Origin of the sequence: Stagnimonas aquatica (genome assembly GCF_003730135.1) — a bacterium.
In the GTDB taxonomy this organism is placed as follows: domain Bacteria; phylum Pseudomonadota; class Gammaproteobacteria; order Nevskiales; family Nevskiaceae; genus Stagnimonas; species Stagnimonas aquatica.
Window position 1 is genome coordinate 45,237 of record NZ_RJVO01000006.1, and the last position, 21,360, is coordinate 66,596.

Below are 21,360 nucleotides of genomic sequence, written 5' to 3' on the forward strand. Positions count from 1 at the left end.
TCCCCTCAGACCGATCACTCTCGGTTGTGTGGTCGCTCACATTTCGCCGAGGGCCAGGTCGGCTCTCCATTCGGTATTCCCGGCGTGTTCGAGCCCCATCGATGGCGACTCCGGTTTACAGAGCGGTGCCGAGGTCGCTTCGGCGGCCATCCCCCGGGAGCTGAGTGCCCAGCGAATCGGCAGAGCCTGGCGCCGTACAGGCCTCGCCTCGGGCATGTCGTCGCTTAGTCCGTGGGTACGCGGATCAGCTTCACGCCGGCCTTCACGCCCGCGACCCAGCCTTCGCCCTCGGGACGCAGGGTCATTGGCGCGCCGTACCCCTGCAAGTGACAGCGCGGATAGTCGATGAAGAAACTGCCGGTCGGCTCGTAGTGCCAACCCGCGCAACTCGTGTCGGCCAGGCACTGCGCCTGGCAGTCCTGGGCAGTCCGGTCGACGGCGAATTCGATGACCCGGGCGCCGCTCTCGGCGCTGACGCCGTCAATCTGTTCGCCCGTCGACCATTCCAGCGCATGGCCGGGGATCCATTGCTCGGCCGTCTTCACCGCCACCGGCTTGCCGGCGGACACGGCTTCTAGGGCGCGGTTGAGCTCGCCGGCATTGCGGGCCTCCAGGAACTGGCCGCCAGTGCTGCTGGCGAGACACTGCAACTGCTGACGGGCCGGGCCTTCCGGCAGGTCGAAGCCGATCACATGGGCGGTGAAGTCCACGCCCGAGGCCTCCAACTCCTTGCCGAGCGCACAGGGGTCGGCCTTGCAGGTCTCCTCGCCATCGCTGACCAGAATCACCGTCGCCTTGCGCTCGGTGGACTTCAACTGCTCGGCGGCCAGCCGCACGCTGGCGGTGATCGGCGTCATGCCCTTGACCTGAAGGCCATCGACGCGCTGCAGAAAGACGGCAGCATTCATCGGCTGCGGCGACTGGATCAGTTCGATGTCGGCACAATCCCCCTTGCGCCGATGGCCGTAGGCAATCAGGCCAAGCGACTGGCCCGCCGGCCAGGTCTTGAGCATGGTCGCCACCGCCTGCCGCGCGATCTCCACCTTGGGCCTGCCCCCGATCTGTCCCCACATCGACCCGGAGGCGTCGAGGACTAGGATCGAGGAACCGCCATCCGTAGCGGCCGAAAACAGGGGGAAGGCCAGCAGCGCCGAAGCCAGCAGCCCGGAGATGGAACGGGTCATGGGAAGAATCCGGAGGAAGCAAGACGGAAACGGCGGTCACGCCGCATGCTGCGGCTCAGTCGCCGCCGAAGAGCTTGCCGAAAGCCTTGTCGAGCACTTTGTCGACCGCGCGATCAGTGGCGGAATCGACCTCCGCCTCGGCGCGCCCCTGCACGCGGTCCTGCTGGCGCTCGACCTTCTGGCCGAAGACGCCGCCCAGAGGGTTGCCGGAGGCCGCGCCGCCAGCACCGCCGAGGGCGCCAAGACCAGACAAGCCGGCCGGCATCTGCATCGGCTCCGCCGGCAACTCGAAGCGAGCGGCCGCAGGCTTGCTGGTACTCAGGCTCAACACCCGGAATTCGTCACCGACTCTCAGCAGACCAAGACCGCGACGCTGGAACTCGGCCTGCAACTGCAAGCTGCCCTCCGGTTCGACGATTCCGGCCGCCGCCTGCATCGCAGTGCCGAAGGCACTCAGGGCCTCGGTCATCTCACGGGCCGTGGTGTTGGCGGTCAACACCATCTCCTTGGACTGCCGATCACCGCTGCGGGTGGTGTAGTCGAGCCGATAGACCTCGCCACGCAGGCCGGCCACCGTTTCGCTGCGGCCGGTGGCGCTCAGGCCGTGATAGGCCGCGACGTCATCGAGACCATCGCGCGGCGCACCCTGGGCGGCCATCTGCCCGGCCATCTTCATCATCGCGCCCATCTCCATGACGAAGGGCTGGCCATCCATGTCGCCCACGGTGTAGGCCTTGCCGTCACGGAAGATCAGGTAGCCTTGGCCGGCAGCGGCGCCCGTCGAAGCCTGCATGCGCAGCCGAGCGCCATCGAATTCGAGCCCGGCGCGGGCGCGGTCACTGCCCAAGCCGCTTTCGATCTGCGCGCTGCCAGCCGCCAGTGCCATCGGCGCAGCGAAGACCGCCAGGCCGAATACCAGTGCATTGAGGTTGCGGTTCATGAACATCACTCCCAAGGTGGTCGGCGAGCTTGATAGCGCCGTCACAACACAAGAACGAGATCGCCAGCAAAATCCCCTCATGAGCACCGAGGATCCGCTTCAGGCCGAATTCGACGAAGCGCCGCTGCAAGCCGCAGCGGCGCAGCTCGCGCCCTTGTTCTACGCCGACCTCAAGCGTCTGGCCCGGCGCCTGCGCCACGGCGTCGGCCGTGGCTCGGAGACTTTGCAGACCACGGCGCTCATCCACGAGGCCTACCTCAAGCTGCACACCACCCCGGCCTGGAACGACCGCCGGCACTTTCTGCGCGCGGCGGCGCTGGCGATGCGCCAGGTACTGGTCGACGACGCCCGTGCGCGGCTGACCGGACGGCGCAATCAGGGCGAAGCCACGCTGCCACTGGAAGCAGCCGAGCAGGTCGCCGCCGAGGCGCCTGACGATCAGGTGCTTGCGATTGATGAGGCGCTACAGCGGCTCGCCAAGTTCAGTCCCCGTCTCGCCCGGACCGTCGAGTGCCGCTACTTTGCCGGCTACACCGAGCCCGAAGCGGCGGAGGCGCTGGGCGTGGGCATCGCCACCGTGCAACGAGATTGGGTGAAGGCGCGGGCCTGGTTGTACCGGGAACTGAGCGACAGCCTCGGGAGCTAGGGCGAATCGGCACTCATTGCATCGCTGCGTTGCGAGTCAAAACCGCGCAGTGCGAGGCGCGAGACGCCGCGCAGGTTGGAACCTGGGCAAGTCTCGCAACGATGCAATGCGCGGTTTTGGCCGCAAGCCTTCTGGGCCGGACTGTTTTGGCGCATCGCCACGTCAGCAAGTCCTTCAATACCGACGTATTGCGCAGACTCGCTTCCTCGCGCTGCGCCAAAACAGCCTCGGCCGCAGCGATGCAATGAGTGCCGATTCGCCCTAAGGCTGAACTTGCCTTCGCAGGGCGTTGACCTGCTCCTGGTAGGTGGCGGCCTGCTGGCCGGCGCCGGCCAGCACCTGATCGGCGGCGTCCAGACGCCGGAGCGCGCCGCGCGACTGCCCGGCCGCCTGCAACCGTCGGGCTTGAGCCAGATGCGTGATTGCCATCAGCAGATGCGAATCACCAAATTGCTCGTGCGTGCGCTTTTCGAGTTCGGCCAGCGTGCCGCGCGCCGCTTCGGCCTGCCCCATCACCGCCTGGGCCTCGCCCAATCCAGCCATCGCCGCCAGGGCGTTGAGGCTGTTTTCGCCGGCGTACTGCCGGGCCAGGGCCACTGCCTCTTCCAATAGCGGCAACGCCTGCTCGGCCTGCCCCAGGCGGAGCTGCAACTTGCCCAGATTGTTCAGCAGCGCCGCCAGGGCCGCCGAGGGGCCAAACAGCGTCCGCCGCACTGTCAGGGCACGGCGGTACAGCGCCTCCGCCTCGGCAAGGCGCTGCTCGCGGACTTCGACGGCGGCCCAGTTGTTCAGGGTGTTGAGGGCATCGACGCTTTCGGTCGCCTTGAGCTGCTCCCAGACCCGCCAGGCGCGCTGAAGCTGCTCGCGGGCCTCGGGCAACTGGTTGGCCTGGAAATGGGCCACCGCGAGATCATTGAGCAAGGTGCCGCTTTCGGGATGCGCCTCGCCAGAAACGGCGATGCGCTCGGCAACCGCCGCCTGCAAGGTGACGATGCTCTGCTGGGGGTGCCCCTCGGCGCGCTCCAGTTGCGCCTGCGGACTGCGCGATTCCAGCAGCAGATTGCGATACCGCAGCGGATCGCGCGCCCAGTAGTCCTGGGCGGCATCGAGCGCGACACGTGCCTCGGGGTAACGACTCATGCGCAGGTAGCACTGGGCAAGATCGAGCTGAACCTTGGCGATGGTCGCCGGCGCGGCCGGCGGATCACGCCGGAGCAATTGCTCGAACAGCGGCGCGGCACCGGTGTAGTCGTTGAGCCGGAAGTACAACTCGGCCAGCGCCAGCAAGGTATCGGCGGAAGCCTCGGGATTGGTCTGCAAATACCGTTGAAGACGCTCCGCACCCTTGTCGAGCAATTGCTTCGGCGTCAGCGTCTCGCCACCCGGTGTTTCGCCAGCGACCCGGAACAGGGTGAGCAAGTAGTCCTTGACGGCGGCGCTGCGTTCGGCCTCCTCGCGCGCGATGTCGCGCTCCAGCGCCGCCCGCCGCGCCATCACCGCCATGCCGGCCGCCGCAGCCAGCACCACGACCAGGCCCAGGGCCGCCAGAGAGAAACCGAGTCGGTAGCGACGCAGCAGGCGCCCCAGCAGATAGCCGGGCGCATCGCCGCGCGCCAGCACTGGCCGGCCATCGAGATGGCGTTGCAGGTCTTCCGCCAGGGCTTCTGCGCTGGCATAGCGCTGGCCAGGCTCGCGTCGCAGGCACTTGAGGACGATGGCGTCGAGATCGCCGCGCAGCCGTCGCGCAGCGGCGCCGGTCAGCAAGCGGCTGGGCGGCTCCAGATCGTCGCTGGCCAGTCGATCCAGCGCGCGCTGCAGGCCCTGCCCGCTGAGACTCCAGGGCAGCTGGTCGCTGAGCAGTTGAAAGAGCATCACTCCCAGCGCGAACACATCGGTGGCCGGCGTCACCAGCCCGCCGCGCAACTGCTCGGGTGCGCAATAGTCCGGGGTCAGCCGCAAGCCGGTGGTCAGCGGCTCGGCCTGCTCGCCGCCGAGCACCTTGGCGATCCCGAAATCCAGCAGCTTGGGGCGACCGTCCGCCGAGACCAGGACATTGGCCGGCTTGAGGTCGCGATGCACCACCAGGTGCCGATGCGCGTGCGCCACCGCCACGCAAATCCGCTGGAACAGGCGCAGGCGCTGATCCAGCCCCATCGGCCGGACGTATTGGTCGAGGCGCTCGCCTTGCACCAATTCCAGCACCGCATAGAGCCGGCCACGGTGCGCGCCGCCGTCCAGCAGACGGGCAATGTCGGGATGCTCCAGGCGAGCCAGCAGCCGGCGTTCGGCGGCGAAGCGGCGGAGTTCCTCCGGCTCCTCCGGGCGCGATAGCAACTTCAGTGCCGCCTGCTGCTCGTAGGCGCCGTCGGCCCGCTCCACGCGATAGACCTCGCCGGAGCCCCCGCGCCCGATCAGCTCCAGCACCCGCCAGCTTCCAACCGCCTCGCCAGCCTGCAATTGCGGGACTGCCGTCGCGGCGAGAAAGTCGCGGCTCTGCTGCTCGGCGGCCAGCCAGGACTCCAGCTCGCGGCGAAACTCCGGTTCAGGACAATGGCTGTCCAGCCAGGGACCGCGCTCGGCCTCGGGCAGACCCAGCAACAGATCCAGCCTTTGTTCCAGTAGCGACCATTGCTGAGCAGACAGCTCGGCGGAGCGTGATACGGATTGGGACGGGTTCATGCCGCCATTGCAGCAGCCCCTCGTGCCAACCGCCAGTCCTCGCCGGAGCGCCCCCTGGGCGGCTAAGTCAGGGACAGGATGTAGCCCACCTCCGGCGGAGCGTGGCCATCGAGCACCTCGCGATAGGTCTTCTCCACCGCCGCCACCCCCTGCCGCTGCACCACCCGCATCCAGGCCCCCACCGACAGCAGGAACGGCCGCCAGGCCTGGGCGTAGCGCTCTTCCAGACCGACGGCGCCCCAATCCTTCTGGCGCTTGCGCAGTTGCGTGGGCGCGAAGAAGAACTCCGGTCGCGGCCAAGGCAACTGATGCTGGGTCTCGCGCTGCCGCCAGTGGGTACCACCCACCATGCAGCTATAGCGCAGGCGCTCGCCAAACTGTGCATGCACAGCGCGCAACAGGCCGCCGTCGCCGGCCATGTCGATGAACACGGTCGGGCGGCCGCCCCCCAAGGCCGGCAACTGCTCGTAGGCCAGCACCCGGTCGTAGTAGCCACTGCGCTGGCAAAACCCGACATTGGCGGCCGAGGTCAGGCCAATCACCTCGCCACGACGGCGGCGGCGCAGCAGCGAGGCCAGGCCCAGGGCGGTCTTGCTGGAGGCGCTGGACAGCAGCAGTTGCTCGGCGCCAAAAGCCGCCTGCTCGTCGAGAAAATCGTCGATCAGGAAAGCGGTCATGAACAGCGGCCGCAGCAAGGCCTGCTCGCTCTCACGGGCGGGGAAATAGCCGGGGTCGCGCAGCACCCGGCTGAGGCTGCTGTAGACCGGGGCCAGCTTGGCACGCAAAGGCGAAACATCCTGAATGCTGCGCTCGCTGACCTTGCCGGCGAGCAGGCGCAGATGGGTGGACATCGGCAGGTAACCGAACAGGCGCTCGCCCTCGCGCACCTGCGGATGCCGGGAGGCGATCACGTCGGCGAAGCCCCAGACCGGGATCCGGCCCCAGCCCTCGGCAGCCGGGAAAAACTGCCAATAGGACATCGCCTCGCCGAACACCGCGTAGCTGATGTTGTTGGCGGTGAAGGCGAACTTGTCGATGCGCAACTGCACTTCGTCCGCCTGCAGGGGCACGCCCAAGGGGTCTGCGGCAGGCAGGAAACGGCAGTCGTTGAGTTTGTGGCGCGCGACCTCGAAGTCGTAGGCGGCGGCGGGGGCCAGCTGGGGTACCGCAGAGCTCATCGAAAATGGCTCAGTCCATTGAGAACCTGAAGCCTAATTCAGTTCTGGCGCGCCCGGAATGCCTCGAACGGGGGATCGCAGGAATTACGGTCAGCTCGCCGCGCCCGGCTCAGGCGAACACCACCGTCTTGTTGCCGTGCACGATCACCCGCTCCTCGACGTGCCAGCGCACCGCGCGCGCCAGCACCTGGCGTTCGAGATCGCGGCCCAGGCGGCGCAGGTCGGGCACGCTGTGGCGGTGGCTGACGCGACCGACGTCCTGCTCGATGATCGGTCCCTGGTCCAGCTCGGCGGTGACGTAATGGGCGGTGGCGCCGATGAGTTTGACGCCGCGGTCGTCGGCCTGCTGGTAGGGGTCGGCGCCGGCGAAGGCGGGCAGGAAGGAGTGGTGGATGTTGATGATCTTCATCGGCCAGCGCGCCACGAACTCCGGCGAGAGGATGCGCATGTAGCGCGCCAGCACCAGAAAGTCGGCCTGCCCTTGCAGCAGCTCCTGCATCCGCGCCTCGGCGGCGGCGTGATTGCTGGCGTCGATGGCGACGTGCTCGTAGCGCACGCCGAAGCCCTCCACGGCCTCACGCAGGTCGGGGTGGTTGGAGATCACCACCGGAATGTCCACCCTGAGCTCGCCGCGCGAATAGCGCCACAGCAGCTCCATCAGCGCGTGGTCGTGCTTGCTGACCAGTACCGCCATGCGCGGCTTGAGCGCCGCGAAGCTGATCCGCCAGTCCATCTGGTAGGGCCGTGCCACCACTTCGCCGAAGGCGCGCACCAGGGCTTCGCCAGTGACATCCAGGGTCGGGGTCTGAAACTCCAGGCGCAGGAAGAATTTGCCGCCATAGGCGTCGCTGGAGTGCTGGTCCAGCTCGGTGATGTTGACGCCGTGGTGGTAGAGGAAGTTGGTGACGGCGGCGACGATGCCGGGTTTGTCCGGGCAGGTGACCTGCAGGCGGGCGGTGGTTTCGGGTGAGGTGGTCATGAGCGGGCCGCGCCGGACAAGGGCGTCGGCCTCCAGAGAAGGATTCAGGAAGCGGTGACGAGTTTCTTGAGCCGGGCGGCGTCGTCCGGGAACCAGGGGCCGTTGGCCTTCAGCGCTTCGGCCACCACGCGCCGGGCCTCGTCCTCGCGATGCAAGGCGATCAGCGACTTGGCCTGGCCCTCGGCATTCTTCAGGCGGTTGAGCCCGTAGGCCAGGGTCGCGGCCTGCTCGTAGTACGGCAGCGCCTTCTGGTGCTGGCCGCGCTTGGACAACAGTCGGGCGTAGCGGTTGGCGTAGACGTAGTCCTCGGGGTAGGCGGCGATCAGCTTCAGCAGCAGCGCGTCGAGCTTGTCGTCGTTGCCGTTGGCCTCGTAGAACACCCGCAGGTTGTCGGCGGCGTTGCGGTCGGCCTTGGGATTGCTGAACACCCGCGACTCCAGCTTGCGGATCGCGGTGTTCATCACCGCACTCTCGGCCTTGCTGTCACCCAGCGCGTGGTAGTAGTCGGCGGCCACGAACACTGCGGTGCGGACATCGGCGCAGCCCGGCTTGCTGCCGAGCACGCGCTCGGCGAGCAGGCGGTCGTAGGGCTTGCGCAGCGGCGCCAGCGCCGCCTGCAAGTCGGCCTTGGGCTGGCCCTCGGTGCACTGCAGAGCGGTGTCGAGATCGTAGGGACTTTCGCAGTCCAGCCCCGCCTCGGTGGCTTGGTCCAGCGCCGCAAGACAGGCCTGCGGCTGTTTGTCGGCGGCGGCCTTCAGCAACTCCAGGCGGGCCAGGGAGCGACGGACGGCGACGTCCTTGCCGGCCGCCAGCCGCACCGGCTCCGGCAGCGCCGCGAACCAGGCCAGGCCGCCGGCATGATCGCGGCGCGCCAGATAGGAGGCCAGCACTTCCCGCCCGGCCTCGATCCCGGCCTGGCCGCCGCGCTCGGCGCGGCCGCGCAGGACCATCAGCGAAGTGTTGCGGGCGGTGATCGCGGACAGCTCGGTATAGAACTGCCAGCGGGTGCGCTCGGCGCTGATGCGGCCGATCTCATCACCCTGGCTGTTGAGCACTACGTAGCTGGGCAGGGCCTTGACCTGGAACCGCTCCTTCAGCGCCGCTCCTTCGGGCGCGTCGGCATCCACTTCCAGCACCACGCTGTCGCGCTCGACCTTGGCCCATTCCGGGCCGTTGAGCACGTTCTTCTTCATGTAGTAGCAGGAGTAGCACCAGGGCGCGTGGAAATCGAGCAGCAGCGGCTGGTTGCGGGTCTCGGCCTGCTTCAGCGCCGCCTCGAAATCGCCGCTCTCGGCGGCCAGCGCCGGCAGCGACAAGCAGAGCAAGCACAGGCTGGCGACGATGCGCGAACATGGATTCACGGGCAGCTCCTCAACGCGGCAGCGGCGGCAGGTTCTTGGGCGCGTCCGGCGGCGGCGTTTGGTAGTAGGCGATCCGCACCATGTAGGACTTGCCGGTGTCCGGATCGCGGACGTTGGAGATGCCGCGAAACTCCTTGAGATCGCGGGTTTCCGGATCGTAGAGCAGCTGCAACTCTGGCGCGATGTAGCGCAGCAGCGAGTCGGGCTGGATCAGCAGCCGCACCACCCGGCGTCCCTCGAAGCTGTCTTCATTGAGCTTGCGGGCCTGGAAGCGGAACGCATCGAGCTCGCCTGCCACGGCGATGCGGAAGTTGATCGCCTCGCCGGCGATCAACGCCGGCAGCTTGTTCTGCAGCAGGCAGTGAAAGCCAGCGTCGGCAACCATCAGGCCCTCCTTGGCGATGGTCTTGCGCTTTTCGGTGCCGGACTTCCGGTACATCTGTATGCCATCGGCGGTGCTGGCGGTGATGGCCTCGACGTAGCCCTGCTTGACCAGCTCGGTGCGAAACACCGGCACATAGCAGTCGGGGCGGAGATCCAGCGACTTGGTGCCCAGCAGCGAGCCATCCGCGGCGACGTAGCGAACCCGGCTGCCCACCTGTTTGCCCGCCTCGAAGACCGGGTCCTGCACCTCGGTGTAGAGATACTTGCCGGAATCGAGGTCGTAGGCATACCCGTAGAAGGGCTGGTCCTGCGCCGAGGCCTGAAGACGGCCGGCAAACGCGAGCGCCAAAAGGACAAATAGCAGACGGCTCATACATCGCTCGGCAAAGACAGGGGAGCGAAATCATAGCCGCTGCCGAACAGGGGTATATCGAAAGCCCGTTCTGGCAAACCAGCCTCCTGGCGCAGGCGGCGCAGGGTCTCCGGCGCCTCCTGCTGGCCGTCGTCGGCCAGCTCGAAGGTGCCGAAATGGATCGCCAGCGCAGCGGCGGCGCGCAAGTCGCCAGCGGCGCGCAGCGCCTCGGCGGGATCCAGGTGCTGGTAGGCGGTGAGCCAGCGCGGCTTGTAGGCGCCGATCGGCAGCAGCGCCAGACGCATCGGCCCGAAACGCTCGGCCACCTGCCGGAACTGCGGGCCGTATCCGGTATCGCCGGCGAAATACACCGGACCGCCGGCGGTCTCCACCACATAGGACAGCCAGAGGCTGCGGTTGCGATCACCGAGGCCGCGCCCGGTCCAGTGCACCGAAGGCGCGCCCCAGATCTTGCGGCCATTGGCTAGCGTGTGCGACTGCCACCAGTCCAGCTCGACGATGCGCTCCAGTCCGGCAGCACGCAGGGTCCCGGCCTCGCCGAGGCCGACGATGAATAGCGGATCGTGCGCGGTCTGCAGCCGCTGCAGGGTGGGAAGATCGAGATGGTCGTAGTGGTTGTGGCTGATCAACACCACGTCGATGCGCGGCAGGTCCTCGAAGCGCAGCCCCGGCGGCACGTAGCGACGCGGCCCGGCCCAGGACAGCGGGCTGGCACGCTCGCTCCAGATCGGGTCGGTGAGCAGGTTCTGACCGTCGAACTGGATCAGCACGCTGGCGTGATTGACCACGGTGACCCGCAGGGCGCCCTGCCCGGCCCAGGGCAGCGGCTTGGGCCCCGGCGGCAAGCCAAGGTCACGCCGCCATTCGCCGGGCTCGCGGGTCAAGGCAAAGCGCAGCAGATCGAGTACGCCCTTGTCGAAGGGCTGGGCGTTGTGAAAAAGGCGACCGTCGAAGTGGTCGCTGACCGGGCCCTGATAGGCCCCGGCCAGGGCGCAGGCGGCCAGCAACAGGGCGGTTGCCAGCGCGACGGCGCCCCGCCGCATCACTTCTCGACGAAGGCGCGCTCGATCACGTAGTCGCCGGGCGTGCCGATGTGCGGGGAAACCACAAAGCCGCGCCGGTCGAGCAGCTGGCGGCTGTCTTCGAGCATGCCCGGGCTGCCGCAGATCATCGCGCGGTCGGTTTCCGGGTTGAGCGGCGGCAGGCCGATGTCGGCGGTGAGCTTGTCGCTGTCGAGCAGCTCGGTGAGGCGGCCGTGGTTACGGAACGGCTCGCGGGTCACCGTCGGGTAGTAGATGAGCTGGTTGCGCACCAGTTCGCCCAGAGCCTCGTCCTTGGGCAGCTCGTTCTCGATGAAGTCCTTGTAGGCCAGGTCGTTGACCATGCGAACGCCGTGGATCAGCACCACCTTCTCGAAGCGCTCGTAGGTCTCGGGATCGCGGATGGTGGAAAGGAAGGGCGCGAGGCCGGTGCCGGTGGACAGCAGGTAGAGGTGCTTGGCCGGCTTGAGGTCGTGCAGCACCAGCGTGCCGGTCGGCTTGACACCCACCAACAGGTTGTCGCCTTCCTTGACGTGCTGCAGGCGCGAAGTGAGCGGGCCGTTCTGCACCTTGATGCTGAAGAACTCCAGCCGATCCTCGTAGTTGGGGCTGGCGATGGAGTAAGCCCGCAGCAGCGGCTTGCCATTGACCTCCAAACCAATCATCACGAACTGGCCGTTCTCGAAGCGCAACCCCGGATCACGGGTGGTGGTGATGGTGAACAGCGAATCGTTCCAGTGGTGGACCTTGAGGATACGTTCGGTGCGGAAGGCGGCGGCCATCGTGTTTTACCGGCAGATTCGGACAAAAAATCGGCGCGAACCTTACCATCGTTCGCGCCGCTTGGGGGTGCATAACGATAGGAATCCTGTCGCAGCGCAGCATCCTGCGCATGGACTAGACCGCCGGCATCCGACCCGCCCTGCCCGGTCTGCCGCCGCTAGCGCTTGCTGAACAGGTAGTGGCCGACGCCCCATTCATTGCCCCGGGCGTAGCCGAAGAACTCGGCCACCGCCATGTAGAACATGCGCCAGCGCTGGAACCAGATCGCCGCCTCGGCCTCGCCATAGCCCTGGCGGAAGATCGCCATGATCTCGTCCTTGCGGGCGTCCATGCCGGCCAGCCAGTGATTGCTGGTCTTCTCGTAGTGGCGGCCATCGACCCACCACTGGCGGTCGAGCTTGACCTCATCCTGGAAGTTGAGCAGCAGGTTCTCGCTGGGCATGGTGCCGCCGAGGAAGAAGTAGCGCGTCATCCAGTCGGCCTGCTCCTTGTCCTCGAAGTGATAGGCCAGCAGCTTGTGCACGAAGATGTGCACGAACAACTTCGCATCCGGCTTCATCCAGCGGGCGATCTTCGCCAGCAGCAGGCCGTAATTCTTCATGTGCTCGAACATCTCGATGCTGAGGACGCGGTCGAAGCCGCCCGCCAGCTGCTCGGCACTGAAGTCGAACTCGGCAACATTGCCGGTGTGGATACGCAGGTTGTGCAGGCCGCGCTCACGGGCGCGGTTCTCGATGAACTGACGCTGCCCGTGGGAATTCGACAGCCCGACGATCTGGCTGTTGGGATAGCGCTGCGCCAGCCAGGTGGAGAGCGAGCCCCAGCCGCAGCCCAGGTCGAGGATGCGCAGGCCGTCCTTCAGCTGGGCGCGCTCGGCATACAGCTCCAGCATCTTCTGCTCGGCCTCGGCCAGAGTCTCCCGCCCGGTCGGATACAGGCAGCAGGAGTACTTCAGCTGCGGCCCCAGGTGCAGGTGGAAGAACTCCGCCGGCACTTCGTAGTGCTGCTGGTTGGCCGCCTTGGTCTCGATGGCGATGGGAGAGGCGCGCAGTTCGTCGAGAAAGCCGTTGAAGCGCCGCGAGCGCTCCTCGCCGTCGAGGTTGGCCTCGTCGATCAGCCGGGTCTTGATGAGCTGCCGCATGCCGTAGCGGGTCAGCGCGTCGGGAATCAGGCCCTTTTCGCAAAGATCAATGACATCCATGGGGCTCTTGGGTATTGCCAGGTGAGGTGGGCGGAAAACGTAAGAATCGGCCGCGTGCGGGCTAGCTGCGGCGCTTCGGCGGCCAGGGAATCAGGGCACTGGTGCGCGCCACGTAGTCGGCATAGCCGGGCTTGCGGCGCAGCAGTCCCTCTTCGAGCATGGGGATGCCGGACAGCTTCATCAGCAAACCCGCCATCACCAGCGGCGCGGCGCAGCTGAGCCAGCCCCAGGGACTGCCCAGCGCCAGCGGCACATAGGCCAGCCAGTGCAGGCATTCGAAGAAATAATTGGGATGGCGCGAGTAGTACCAGAGTCCCTGGTCGCAGACCTGGCCCTTGTTGTGGGGATGGCGACGGAACTCCTCCATCTGGTTGTCGGCCAGGGTTTCCCCGAGCACGGCCGTGACCCAGATCAGCACCGCCAGCACCTGCGCCCAGTTGGGTGCATCGTCGGGCCGGTAGGCGACCGTCAGGAACGCGCTGGCCGACAAGGCCAGCGTGAACAGGTTCTGGAACTGGAAGAAGCCGAACATCTTGAGGTTGACCTGCGCACCCCACTGGGCGCGGAACTGGGCATACCGCCAGTCCTCGACATGACCCCAGGTGCGACTCCAGAGGTGACTGCCCAGGCGCAGACCCCAGAGCCCGCCCAGCACCGCGAGCACCAGGCGGGTTTCCGCCGGCGCGCTCCCGACCAGGGCATAGAACACCGCCAGACCGCCCAGGCTGAAGGCCCAGATGGCATCGACCACACCGGCGTTGCCGGAGCGGACTTGCAGCAGCCAGGCCAGGGTCTTGGCCAGGACCACCAGGATCACGGAAGTCAGAAAAGCTTCGATGGGGGACACGCGATGACGCTCCGTTGTGCCGCACGGGGCGGCCAAGAACCACAGCGAGAGTACACGGGGGTCTGGCTGTCCCCAGCGCTTACGGCGCAGTGCCGCCGCCGGATGCGTGCCGGAACAACAGCCGCCAAGAACCGACCCGGGCCAGGCATTGCCGTTCAGCAGACGGCGATGCCGACCGACTGCGCCCCGGGCCGCAACGGAAGCCGGTCTTTGGCCAAAGCCGGACGTTGATGGCCGCCGACGCCATCGAGACATTGATCGGATGAGGCAATATTTCGCAACTATTCATTAAATCCCGGAAAAATCATCTTTCCACGACTAAAAGCGTGCTCCATATCACGCAATAAACTGATCCAGATTCCTGGTTAACCCAGCATTCAGCGGCCTCTTGCTGTGATGGCTTGGCTTCATCCAACCCAATCAGGAGTGCCCATGAAGAACAATTCAATCCCCAGGTTTTCTGGCAGCTTCGCGGCGCTTGGCGCCGCTGCTGTCTTGACGTTATCCGCCTGTGCCTCGACGCCTCCACCACCGACCGACGCCCTCAACGCGGCCGAACGGGCGGTCGGCATCGCCCAGGAGACCGGCGTCAGCGACTACGCCTCACCGGAGCTGAAGAGCGCCCGCGAGAAGCTGGTGCAGGCACGCGAAGCCGTTGCCCGCGAGGACATGGCGGGCGCCGCAGTGCTGGCCGAACAGGCCCGCCTGGATGCCGAACTGGCCGCCGCCAAGACCGCCGCCGCCAAGGCCAAGGCGGTGAATCAGGAAATCATCAAGAGCAACGAGACCCTGCGCCAGGAACTCAACCGCAACACCGGAGGCAATCCCTAATGAACCACTACCGCAAACTGTCGTTCCGCACCGCGCCGCTGGCCGCCGCCGCCCTGCTGCTGGCCGCCTGTGGTGCCAACCCGGTCAAGCCCGAAGGCGCCGATCAGGTGCGCGCCGAACTCACCGCCCTGCAGACCAATCCGGACTACGCCAGCCGTGCCCCGGTGGCATTGCAGGAGGCGGAGTCGGCGGTGCGCCAGGCCGAGACCCCGACCGCCGACACCGCCGCCGGCAGCCAGGCGGTCTACGTCGCCGAGCGCAAGGTGGCCATCGCCCGTGCCCAGGCCGAGAAGCGTCTGGCCGAGGATCAGGTACGGACGCTGTCGGACCAGCGCAATGCCATCCGCCTGGACGCCCGAACCGCCGAGGCGGAAGCGGCGAAGTCGCAGGCCGAGCAAGCCATCGCCATCGCCCAGGCCCAGCAGCAGGCGGCACTGGCCGCCCGCAGCGAGGCGGAGGCCGCCAAGGCCGAGGCCGAGGAACTGCGCCGGCAGATGGAAGACCTGCAGGCCAAGCAGACCGACCGCGGTCTGGTGATGACGCTCGGCGACGTGCTGTTCGCTACCGGCAAGGCCGACCTCAAGGCCGGTTCGGCGGAGCGCCTCAACAAGCTGGTGGCCTTTCTGGGCAAGTACCCGGACCGCACGGTGGTGATTGAGGGCCACACCGACAGCACCGGCAGCGAGGCGACCAACCAGCGGCTGTCGCAGCAACGGGCCGAGGCGGTGCGCGCCTATCTGCTCTCGCAGGGTGTCGCCGCCAACCGGGTCAGCGCGGTCGGCAAGGGCGAGTCGCTGCCGGTGGCGGACAACGCCACCGCCGCCGGCCGGCAGCAGAACCGGCGGGTCGAGATCGTGATCTCGAACGTCCTGAGCCGCTAAGCCTGCGCAGGCAAAAGGCCCGCTGCGGCAACGCGGCGGGCCTTTCTTGTTTTCTAAGCCAGTAGTTGCAGGAGCCGGCCGGCACTGCTGCGAAGGTTTTCCTGCCAGTCGAGCCCGACAATCTCCCTTCCGCTCACCGCATCGCGGAAGGGCATCACCTCGCCGCTGCCGATCACCAGCCGGTAGTCGACGGTGACCTCGATACCGGCGGCGAGATCGTCGCCAGCGAATATGAAGCCCAGGTGCCAGAGCGCGGTCGGCGTGAAGGAGTGATTGACGTAGCACTCGTCGCTCCACTCCGGAGTCAGCGAAAACTGGTCCTCGAACCAGCGCACGCTCGACTCGACCTCGACGGAATCCGCCGGGTACTGGCGCAGGCGCGCCTCCGGCCAGACGGTATGGATGTTGTCAGGGGCGACGATGACCCGGCCACGCGCCACCGGCTCGTCGAGGAACAGACCCTTGCCGGCGCCCGGGATGCGCGAAGGCTCGACCCGGTAACGCGGCAGGATCATTGCAGCCGGTGTTCGGCGGGCTGGGCCTGCGAGGCCGCGAACAGCTCGCGCACCTCGACCTCGCGATAAGCGTATTCCTTGCCGCAGAACTCGCAGGTGACATCCACCCGGCCGCGTTCGATCAGTAGCGGCTTGAGCTCTTCCTCGCCGAGGCCCAGCAGCATCGCGGAGATCTGCGCGTGGCTGCACTGGCACTGCAGTTGGATCGGCCGGGCCTCGAACACCCGCACGGTGTCTTCCGCGAACAGACGACGCAACAGGGTTTCGGCCTCGGTGGCCAGCAGTTCCGGTTCTTCCAGGGTCTGCACCAGATGGTGTACGTGAACCCAATCGTCGTCGCTGCTGTTCTCCGGCAGGCGTTGGAGCATCAAGCCCACGAAGCGGTCCGGCGCGGCACCGAGCCGCACGCGGGTCAGCAATTGCTCGGACTGACCGTAGTAAATCTGCAAGGCCTCGGCCAGGGAATCCCCGTACACGCCGACCAGCGCCTGGTAGCGCTCGCCGCCGTGGCGGGGCTCGATCAGGCAAGCCAGGGTGCCGCCGCCCATGAGTGCCTGGAAATCACCGCTGGCGCCCGGACCACACTTGGCCATGCCGCGCAACTGCAACTGTGAGTCGATCTGCGTCACCAGCAGCTTCAGGGGCGGCTCGCTGTCCTCGCCGGTCTTGCCCTGGAATTGCAGGTTCAGACGCGCGTCCTGGCGCAGATCAGCCGCCAGCAAAGGGGTCGCCGCCAAGGCATGGCCCAACTGCCGGAACACGTCCGGCGGGTAATCCCGCCAGCCCAGCAGATCGGGAATGCCCTCGGTGATCTCGACGGCAAAGCCGCGAACCCCGCGGTTCTCGATGAGGAACGGCAGCAGACGGTTTGCCATCAGAGCTCGGGGAGAAATCGTCGCGAGCATGCCGAGCCGCGAGGAATAGGAGCGCAGAAACCGCAGCGCACTGAAGTGCGTGAGGATTTCGAGCACCGCATGACGAAGCGGATCGGTAGCGCGGTGGATTTATTCACGAGCTCTAGCCGGCCAGCTTTTCTTTCAGGATGCGGTTCAGCGCTTCCGGATTCGCCTTGCCCTGCGTGGCCTTCATCGCCTGGCCGACGAAGAAGCCGAACAGCTTGTCCTTGCCGCCACGGTAATCGGCGACCTGCTGCGGGTTGCCGGCGATGATCGCGTCGATGGCGGCGGCAATCGCACCTTCGTCGGTGATCTGCACCAGACCCTTGGCCTTGATGATCGCGTCGGCGTCGCCCTCGCCCGCCAGCATCGCCTCGAACACGTCCTTGGCGATCTTGCCGCTGATGGTCTTGTCGGCGATGCGGGCGACCAGGCCGGCCAGTTGCGTCGCGCTAATCGGCGAGTCCTCGATGGCCTTGCCGGACTTGTTGAGCGCGGCCAGCAGATCGCCGGTCACCCAGTTCGCGCAGGTCTTGGCCTCGGCGCCGCTGACCTTGACCACGGTCTCGTAGTAGTCGGCCAGCGCGCTTTCGCTGGTCAGCAGGTTGGCGTCGTAGGCGGACAGGCCGTACTGGCTCTCGAAGCGCGCCTTCTTGGCCGCCGGCAGCTCCGGCATCGAGGCGCGGATGCGCTCCTGGTCGGCGGCGGTGACCACCACCGGCAGCAGGTCGGGATCGGGGAAGTAGCGGTAGTCGTTGGCGTTTTCCTTCGACCGCATCGCCCGCGTCTCGCCGGTATCCGGATTGAACAGCCGGGTTTCCTGATTGATCTTGCCACCGGCCTCGATCACCTCGATCTGGCGCTCGATCTCGTAGTCGATGGCCTGCTGCACGTAGCGGAAGGAGTTGATGTTCTTGGTCTCGGTGCGGGTGCCGAACGGCGCGCCGGGCTTGCGCACGGAGACGTTGGCGTCGCAGCGGAAGCTGCCTTCCTGCATGTTGCCGTCGCACACGCCCAGCGCCACCACCAGCTGGTGCAGCTTCTTGAGATAGGCCACCGCCTCGGCGCTGTTGCGGATGTCGGGCTCGGAGACGATCTCGATCAGCGGCGTGCCGGCGCGGTTGAGGTCGATGCCGGTGAAGCCGGGGAAGGCGTCGTGCAGCGACTTGCCCGCGTCCTCTTCCAGATGCGCGCGGGTGATGCCGATGCGCTTGGCGACGCCATCGACCTCGATGTCGAGATGGCCTTGCTCGACGATCGGCAGCTCGTACTGGCTGATCTGGTAGCCCTTGGGAAGGTCCGGATAGAAGTAGTGCTTGCGCGCGAACACGCAGGTTTCGGCGATCTTGGCGTCCACCGACAGGCCGAACTTCACGGCCATCGTCACCGCCTCGCGATTCAGCACCGGCAGCACGCCGGGCAGGCCCAGGGTCACCGCATCCGCCTGGGTGTTGGGCTCGGCACCGTAGGTGGTCGAGGCACCGGAAAAGATCTTGGTCTTGGTGAGAAGCTGGCAGTGGACTTCGAGTCCGATTACCGCTTCCCAGCCGGCAGGAATGCTGCTCATGGCTTAAAAACCCTTCGGAGTGGCGCGATGGAAATCCGTCGCCAACTGGAACTGATGCGCGACGTTGAGCAGGCGCCCTTCGTCGAAGTAATTGCCCATCAACTGGAAGCCGACCGGCAGGCCCTCGCTGAAGCCGCAGGGCAGGCTCATCGCCGGAATGCCGGCGAGGTTGGCGGCGATGGTGTAGATGTCGTTGAGGTACATCGCCACCGGATCGTCGGACTTGTCGCCGAACGGGAAGGCAACATCGGTGGTGGACGGCGCCAGGATCAGATCCACCTCGGTGTAGGCGCGCTTGAAGTCCTCGTAGATCAGCTTGCGGACCTTCTGCGCCTGGAGATAGTAGGCGTCGTAATAGCCGTGGCTGAGCACATAGGTGCCGATCATGATGCGGCGCTGCACTTCTGCACCGAAGCCTTCGCCACGACTCTTCTTGTACAGCTCTTCCAGATTCCTGGCCTCGACGCTGCGGTGGCCGTAGCGCACGCCGTCGAAGCGGGCGAGGTTGGAGCTGGCCTCGGCCGGCGCGACCACGTAATAGGTCGGCACCGACAGCGGCGCATTGGGCAGGCTGATCTCGCGGAACTCCACGCCCAGGGTCTTGAGCTGGGCAATGGCGGACTCGACGCCGGCGCGCACCGCCGCCGACATACCGTCGGCGAAGTACTCCTTCGGCAGGCCGATCTTCAGGCCCTTGATCGACGCCCCCAGACCGGCAACCAGGTCATCGACCGGACGCTCCAGACTGGTGGAGTCCAGCGGATCGAAGCCGGACATGGCCTGCAACACCAAGGCCGCGTCCTCGGCCGAGCGGGCCACCACGCCGGCCTGATCGAGGCTGGAGGCGAAGGCGATCATGCCGTAGCGCGACACCCGGCCGTAGGTCGGCTTGATGCCGGTGAGATTGGTGAAGGCGGCGGGCTGGCGAATCGAGCCGCCGGTGTCGGTGGCAGTGGCGACCGGCGCCAGGCCGGCGGCGACGCAGGCCACCGAGCCGCCGCTGGAACCGCCGGGCACGCGGCCCAGATCCCAGGGGTTCTTCACCGGGCCGTAGAAGCTGGTCTCGTTGGACGAGCCCATCGCGAACTCGTCCATGTTCAGCTTGCCGAGCAGCGGCATGCCGGCCTCGGCGTGCAGCTTCTTGACGATGGTGGCGTCGTAGGGGGCGATGAACTTGTCCAGCATCTTCGAACCGCAGGCGGTACGCACGCCCTCGGTGCAGAAAATGTCCTTCTGCGCCAGCGGGATGCCGGTCAACGCCCCGGCCTCGCCACGGGCCAGCCGGGCATCGGCTGCATCGGCCTGGGCCAGGGCGATCTCGGGGGTCACGGTGACATAGCTATTGAGCGCGCCATCGCGCTCGGCGATGCGGGTCAGGTAGTGCTGGGTCAGCTCGCGGCTGGAGAACTTGCGGGCTTTCAAGCCGGCGGCCAGCTCGTTCAAAGAGAGAGTGTGCATGAGCGCTTGGAAATGGGGCTGCTGGGGGCGAGACGCAAGGGCCCGGCAAGACGTCCTGCGCCCCACCGCACCCGTCCCACGAAACTACTCGATGACTTTCGGCACCAGGAACAGACCGTCCTCGACCGCCGGGGCGTGGGCCTGGTAGGCCTCGCGACGGTTGGGCTCGGTGACCACGTCCGGGCGCAGGCGCTGGGTCAGGCCCAGGGGATGCGCCATGGGACTCACGCCCTGGGTATCGGCGGCGGAGAGCTGGTCCACCATCGCCAGGATGTTGGAAATCTGCTGGGCGTAGGTCGGGACCATCTCGGCGTTCAGCTCCAGCCGGGCGAGGTGGGCAACTTGCTGCACTTGTTCGGGGGTCAGGCTCATCGGGGGCAAAAATCATTGATATGATGTGCAGATGCACAATTTTAGTGTTTGCAGCGGAGGGCTGCACGACACTGGACGCGTAGCATGTTCACCCGGCCGCCAGCGGCCCATCCCCCCTGCTTCCGGAATCACCCTCAGATGTTAGACGCCATCAGCCGCCTGTTCGTCAACGATCTCTCGATTGACCTCGGCACTGCGAACACCCTGGTTTACGTCCGTGACGAAGGCATCGTGCTCAACGAGCCCTCGGTCGTGGCCATCCGCTTGGACGCCCGCGGCGCCAAGAAGATCGAAGCGGTGGGCATCGACGCCAAGCGCATGCTCGGCCGCACGCCCACCAACATCTCCACCATCCGCCCGCTGCGCGACGGCGTGATCGCCGACTACACGGTGACGGAGAAGATGCTGCAGCACTTCATCCGCAAGGTGCAGAAAGGCCGCCACATGATGCGGCCGATGACCCGCGTGGTGGTCTGCGTGCCCTACGGCTCGACCCAGGTCGAGCGCCGCGCGATCCGCGAATCGGTGGAGAACGCCGGCGCCCGCAAGGTCTACGTGATTGAAGAGCCGATCGCCGCCGCGCTCGGCGCCGGCATCCCGATCAGCGAGGCGCGCGGCTCGATGGTGGTCGACATCGGCGGTGGCACTTCGGAAGTCGCGGTGATCTCGCTCGACGGCATCGTCTACGCCGAGAGCGTGCGCATCGGTGGCGACAAGTTCGACGAAGCCATCGTCAGCTACGTGCGCCGCCAGTACAACATGCTGATCGGCGAAGCCACCGCCGAGCGCATCAAGCAGGAAATCGGCACCGCCTTCCCCAGCCACGAAGTGCACGAGATCGACATTGTCGGCCGTCACCTCGCCGCCGGCGTGCCGCGCAACTTCACGATGAATTCCAACGAAGTGCTCGACGCCCTGCAGGAGCCGCTCGCCGGCATCGTCAAGGCGGTCAAGCAGGCGCTGGAGCGCACCCCGCCGGAACTGGGTTCGGACGTCGCCGAGCGCGGCATCGTGCTCACCGGTGGCGGCGCGCTGCTGCGCGATCTGGACAAGCTGATCAGCGAGGAAACCGGCCTGCCGGTGATCATCGCCGACGACCCGCTGACCTGTGTGGCGCGCGGCGGCGGCATGATGCTGGACATGCTCGACCAGCAGGGCGACAAGTTCAATATTGACTGATAGCCCCGCCCGGTGAGCGCGCGTTCGTCGATTCGCACGCAGGATTCGCCCCTCGCCGGGTTGATG

At 66.7% G+C, this 21,360-nt stretch carries 20 protein-coding genes; 4 read left to right on the forward strand and 16 right to left on the reverse strand.

Annotation, left to right across the window (positions count from 1 at the left end; translation table 11 throughout):
• Positions 1–224: 224 nt before the first annotated feature.
• Together ED208_RS12745 and ED208_RS12750 are read right to left on the reverse strand one after the other, a co-directional pair.
• A complete protein-coding gene (locus ED208_RS12745; protein WP_123212302.1) occupies positions 225–1,184 on the reverse strand; it encodes a vWA domain-containing protein in 960 nt (319 codons plus the stop codon).
• Between the two features lie 55 nt (positions 1,185–1,239).
• Positions 1,240–2,124, reverse strand: a complete 885-nt coding sequence (locus tag ED208_RS12750) for a hypothetical protein (protein WP_148044758.1) — start codon at positions 2,122–2,124, stop codon at positions 1,240–1,242.
• A gap of 79 nt (positions 2,125–2,203) precedes the next feature.
• Here ED208_RS12750 and ED208_RS12755 point away from each other — a divergent pair, with 79 nt between their 5' ends.
• Positions 2,204–2,770, forward strand: a complete 567-nt coding sequence (locus ED208_RS12755) for an ECF-type sigma factor (RefSeq protein WP_123212304.1) — start codon at positions 2,204–2,206, stop codon at positions 2,768–2,770.
• A gap of 261 nt (positions 2,771–3,031) precedes the next feature.
• Here the strand turns inward: ED208_RS12755 and ED208_RS12760 are convergent, their stop codons facing one another.
• From ED208_RS12760 to ED208_RS12795, 9 genes are all read right to left on the reverse strand, one after another.
• Positions 3,032–5,449, reverse strand: coding sequence for a serine/threonine-protein kinase (locus ED208_RS12760; protein ID WP_123212305.1), 2,418 nt, complete (start codon positions 5,447–5,449; stop codon positions 3,032–3,034).
• A gap of 62 nt (positions 5,450–5,511) precedes the next feature.
• Positions 5,512–6,627, reverse strand: coding sequence for a DUF2855 family protein (locus tag ED208_RS12765; RefSeq protein ID WP_123212306.1), 1,116 nt, complete (start codon positions 6,625–6,627; stop codon positions 5,512–5,514).
• A 109-nt stretch (positions 6,628–6,736) separates the two neighbouring features.
• A complete protein-coding gene (purU, locus tag ED208_RS12770) occupies positions 6,737–7,606 on the reverse strand; it encodes a formyltetrahydrofolate deformylase (RefSeq protein WP_123212307.1) in 870 nt (289 codons plus the stop codon).
• A 44-nt stretch (positions 7,607–7,650) separates the two neighbouring features.
• Positions 7,651–8,967: a thioredoxin family protein gene (locus ED208_RS12775; protein WP_158608544.1), complete on the reverse strand. Its 1,317-nt coding sequence runs from the start codon at positions 8,965–8,967 to the stop codon at positions 7,651–7,653.
• 10 nt (positions 8,968–8,977) lie between these two features.
• Complete coding sequence (locus tag ED208_RS17360) at positions 8,978–9,724, reverse strand: hypothetical protein (RefSeq protein WP_158608545.1); 747 nt, start codon at positions 9,722–9,724, stop codon at positions 8,978–8,980.
• The gene (locus ED208_RS12780; RefSeq protein ID WP_123212309.1) at positions 9,721–10,767 is read right to left on the reverse strand and encodes an MBL fold metallo-hydrolase; all 1,047 of its coding nucleotides are present in this window, start codon (positions 10,765–10,767) and stop codon (positions 9,721–9,723) included. The genes ED208_RS17360 and ED208_RS12780 overlap by 4 nt, the downstream gene beginning before the upstream one ends.
• Positions 10,767–11,546, reverse strand: coding sequence for a ferredoxin--NADP reductase (locus tag ED208_RS12785; RefSeq protein ID WP_123212310.1), 780 nt, complete (start codon positions 11,544–11,546; stop codon positions 10,767–10,769). Before ED208_RS12785 ends, ED208_RS12780 begins: the two co-directional genes overlap by 1 nt.
• Before the next feature lie 158 nt (positions 11,547–11,704).
• Positions 11,705–12,748 (reverse strand): SAM-dependent methyltransferase, encoded by a 1,044-nt coding sequence (locus ED208_RS12790; RefSeq protein WP_123212311.1) that lies wholly within the window; start codon positions 12,746–12,748, stop codon positions 11,705–11,707.
• 61 nt (positions 12,749–12,809) lie between these two features.
• The gene (locus tag ED208_RS12795) at positions 12,810–13,595 is read right to left on the reverse strand and encodes a DUF1295 domain-containing protein (RefSeq protein ID WP_123212312.1); all 786 of its coding nucleotides are present in this window, start codon (positions 13,593–13,595) and stop codon (positions 12,810–12,812) included.
• A 432-nt stretch (positions 13,596–14,027) separates the two neighbouring features.
• Here ED208_RS12795 and ED208_RS12800 point away from each other — a divergent pair, with 432 nt between their 5' ends.
• A complete protein-coding gene (locus ED208_RS12800; RefSeq protein ID WP_123212313.1) occupies positions 14,028–14,426 on the forward strand; it encodes a DUF4398 domain-containing protein in 399 nt (132 codons plus the stop codon).
• On the forward strand, positions 14,426–15,307 hold the full coding sequence (locus ED208_RS12805) for an OmpA family protein (protein ID WP_123212314.1): 882 nt from the start codon (positions 14,426–14,428) through the stop codon (positions 15,305–15,307). The genes ED208_RS12800 and ED208_RS12805 overlap by 1 nt, the downstream gene beginning before the upstream one ends.
• A 53-nt stretch (positions 15,308–15,360) precedes the next feature.
• On the opposite strand, the gene ED208_RS12810 is transcribed toward ED208_RS12805, so the two are convergent.
• From ED208_RS12810 to gatC, 5 genes are all read right to left on the reverse strand, one after another.
• Positions 15,361–15,822 carry an SET domain-containing protein gene (locus ED208_RS12810; protein ID WP_123212315.1) on the reverse strand — a complete coding sequence of 154 codons (462 nt, stop codon included), beginning with the start codon at positions 15,820–15,822 and terminating at the stop codon, positions 15,361–15,363.
• Positions 15,819–16,697: an Hsp33 family molecular chaperone HslO gene (gene hslO, locus ED208_RS12815; protein ID WP_158608546.1), complete on the reverse strand. Its 879-nt coding sequence runs from the start codon at positions 16,695–16,697 to the stop codon at positions 15,819–15,821. The genes ED208_RS12810 and hslO overlap by 4 nt, the downstream gene beginning before the upstream one ends.
• 142 nt (positions 16,698–16,839) lie before the next feature.
• Positions 16,840–18,285 (reverse strand): Asp-tRNA(Asn)/Glu-tRNA(Gln) amidotransferase subunit GatB, encoded by a 1,446-nt coding sequence (gatB, locus tag ED208_RS12820; protein ID WP_123212317.1) that lies wholly within the window; start codon positions 18,283–18,285, stop codon positions 16,840–16,842.
• 3 nt (positions 18,286–18,288) lie between these two features.
• Positions 18,289–19,743 (reverse strand): Asp-tRNA(Asn)/Glu-tRNA(Gln) amidotransferase subunit GatA, encoded by a 1,455-nt coding sequence (gene gatA, locus ED208_RS12825; protein ID WP_123212318.1) that lies wholly within the window; start codon positions 19,741–19,743, stop codon positions 18,289–18,291.
• 84 nt (positions 19,744–19,827) lie between these two features.
• The gene (gene gatC, locus ED208_RS12830) at positions 19,828–20,115 is read right to left on the reverse strand and encodes an Asp-tRNA(Asn)/Glu-tRNA(Gln) amidotransferase subunit GatC (RefSeq protein ID WP_123212319.1); all 288 of its coding nucleotides are present in this window, start codon (positions 20,113–20,115) and stop codon (positions 19,828–19,830) included.
• Positions 20,116–20,253: 138 nt separating this feature from the next.
• On the opposite strand from gatC, the gene ED208_RS12835 reads away from it, so the two are divergent.
• Positions 20,254–21,294, forward strand: coding sequence for a rod shape-determining protein (locus ED208_RS12835; RefSeq protein ID WP_123212320.1), 1,041 nt, complete (start codon positions 20,254–20,256; stop codon positions 21,292–21,294).
• Positions 21,295–21,360: the final 66 nt, after the last annotated feature.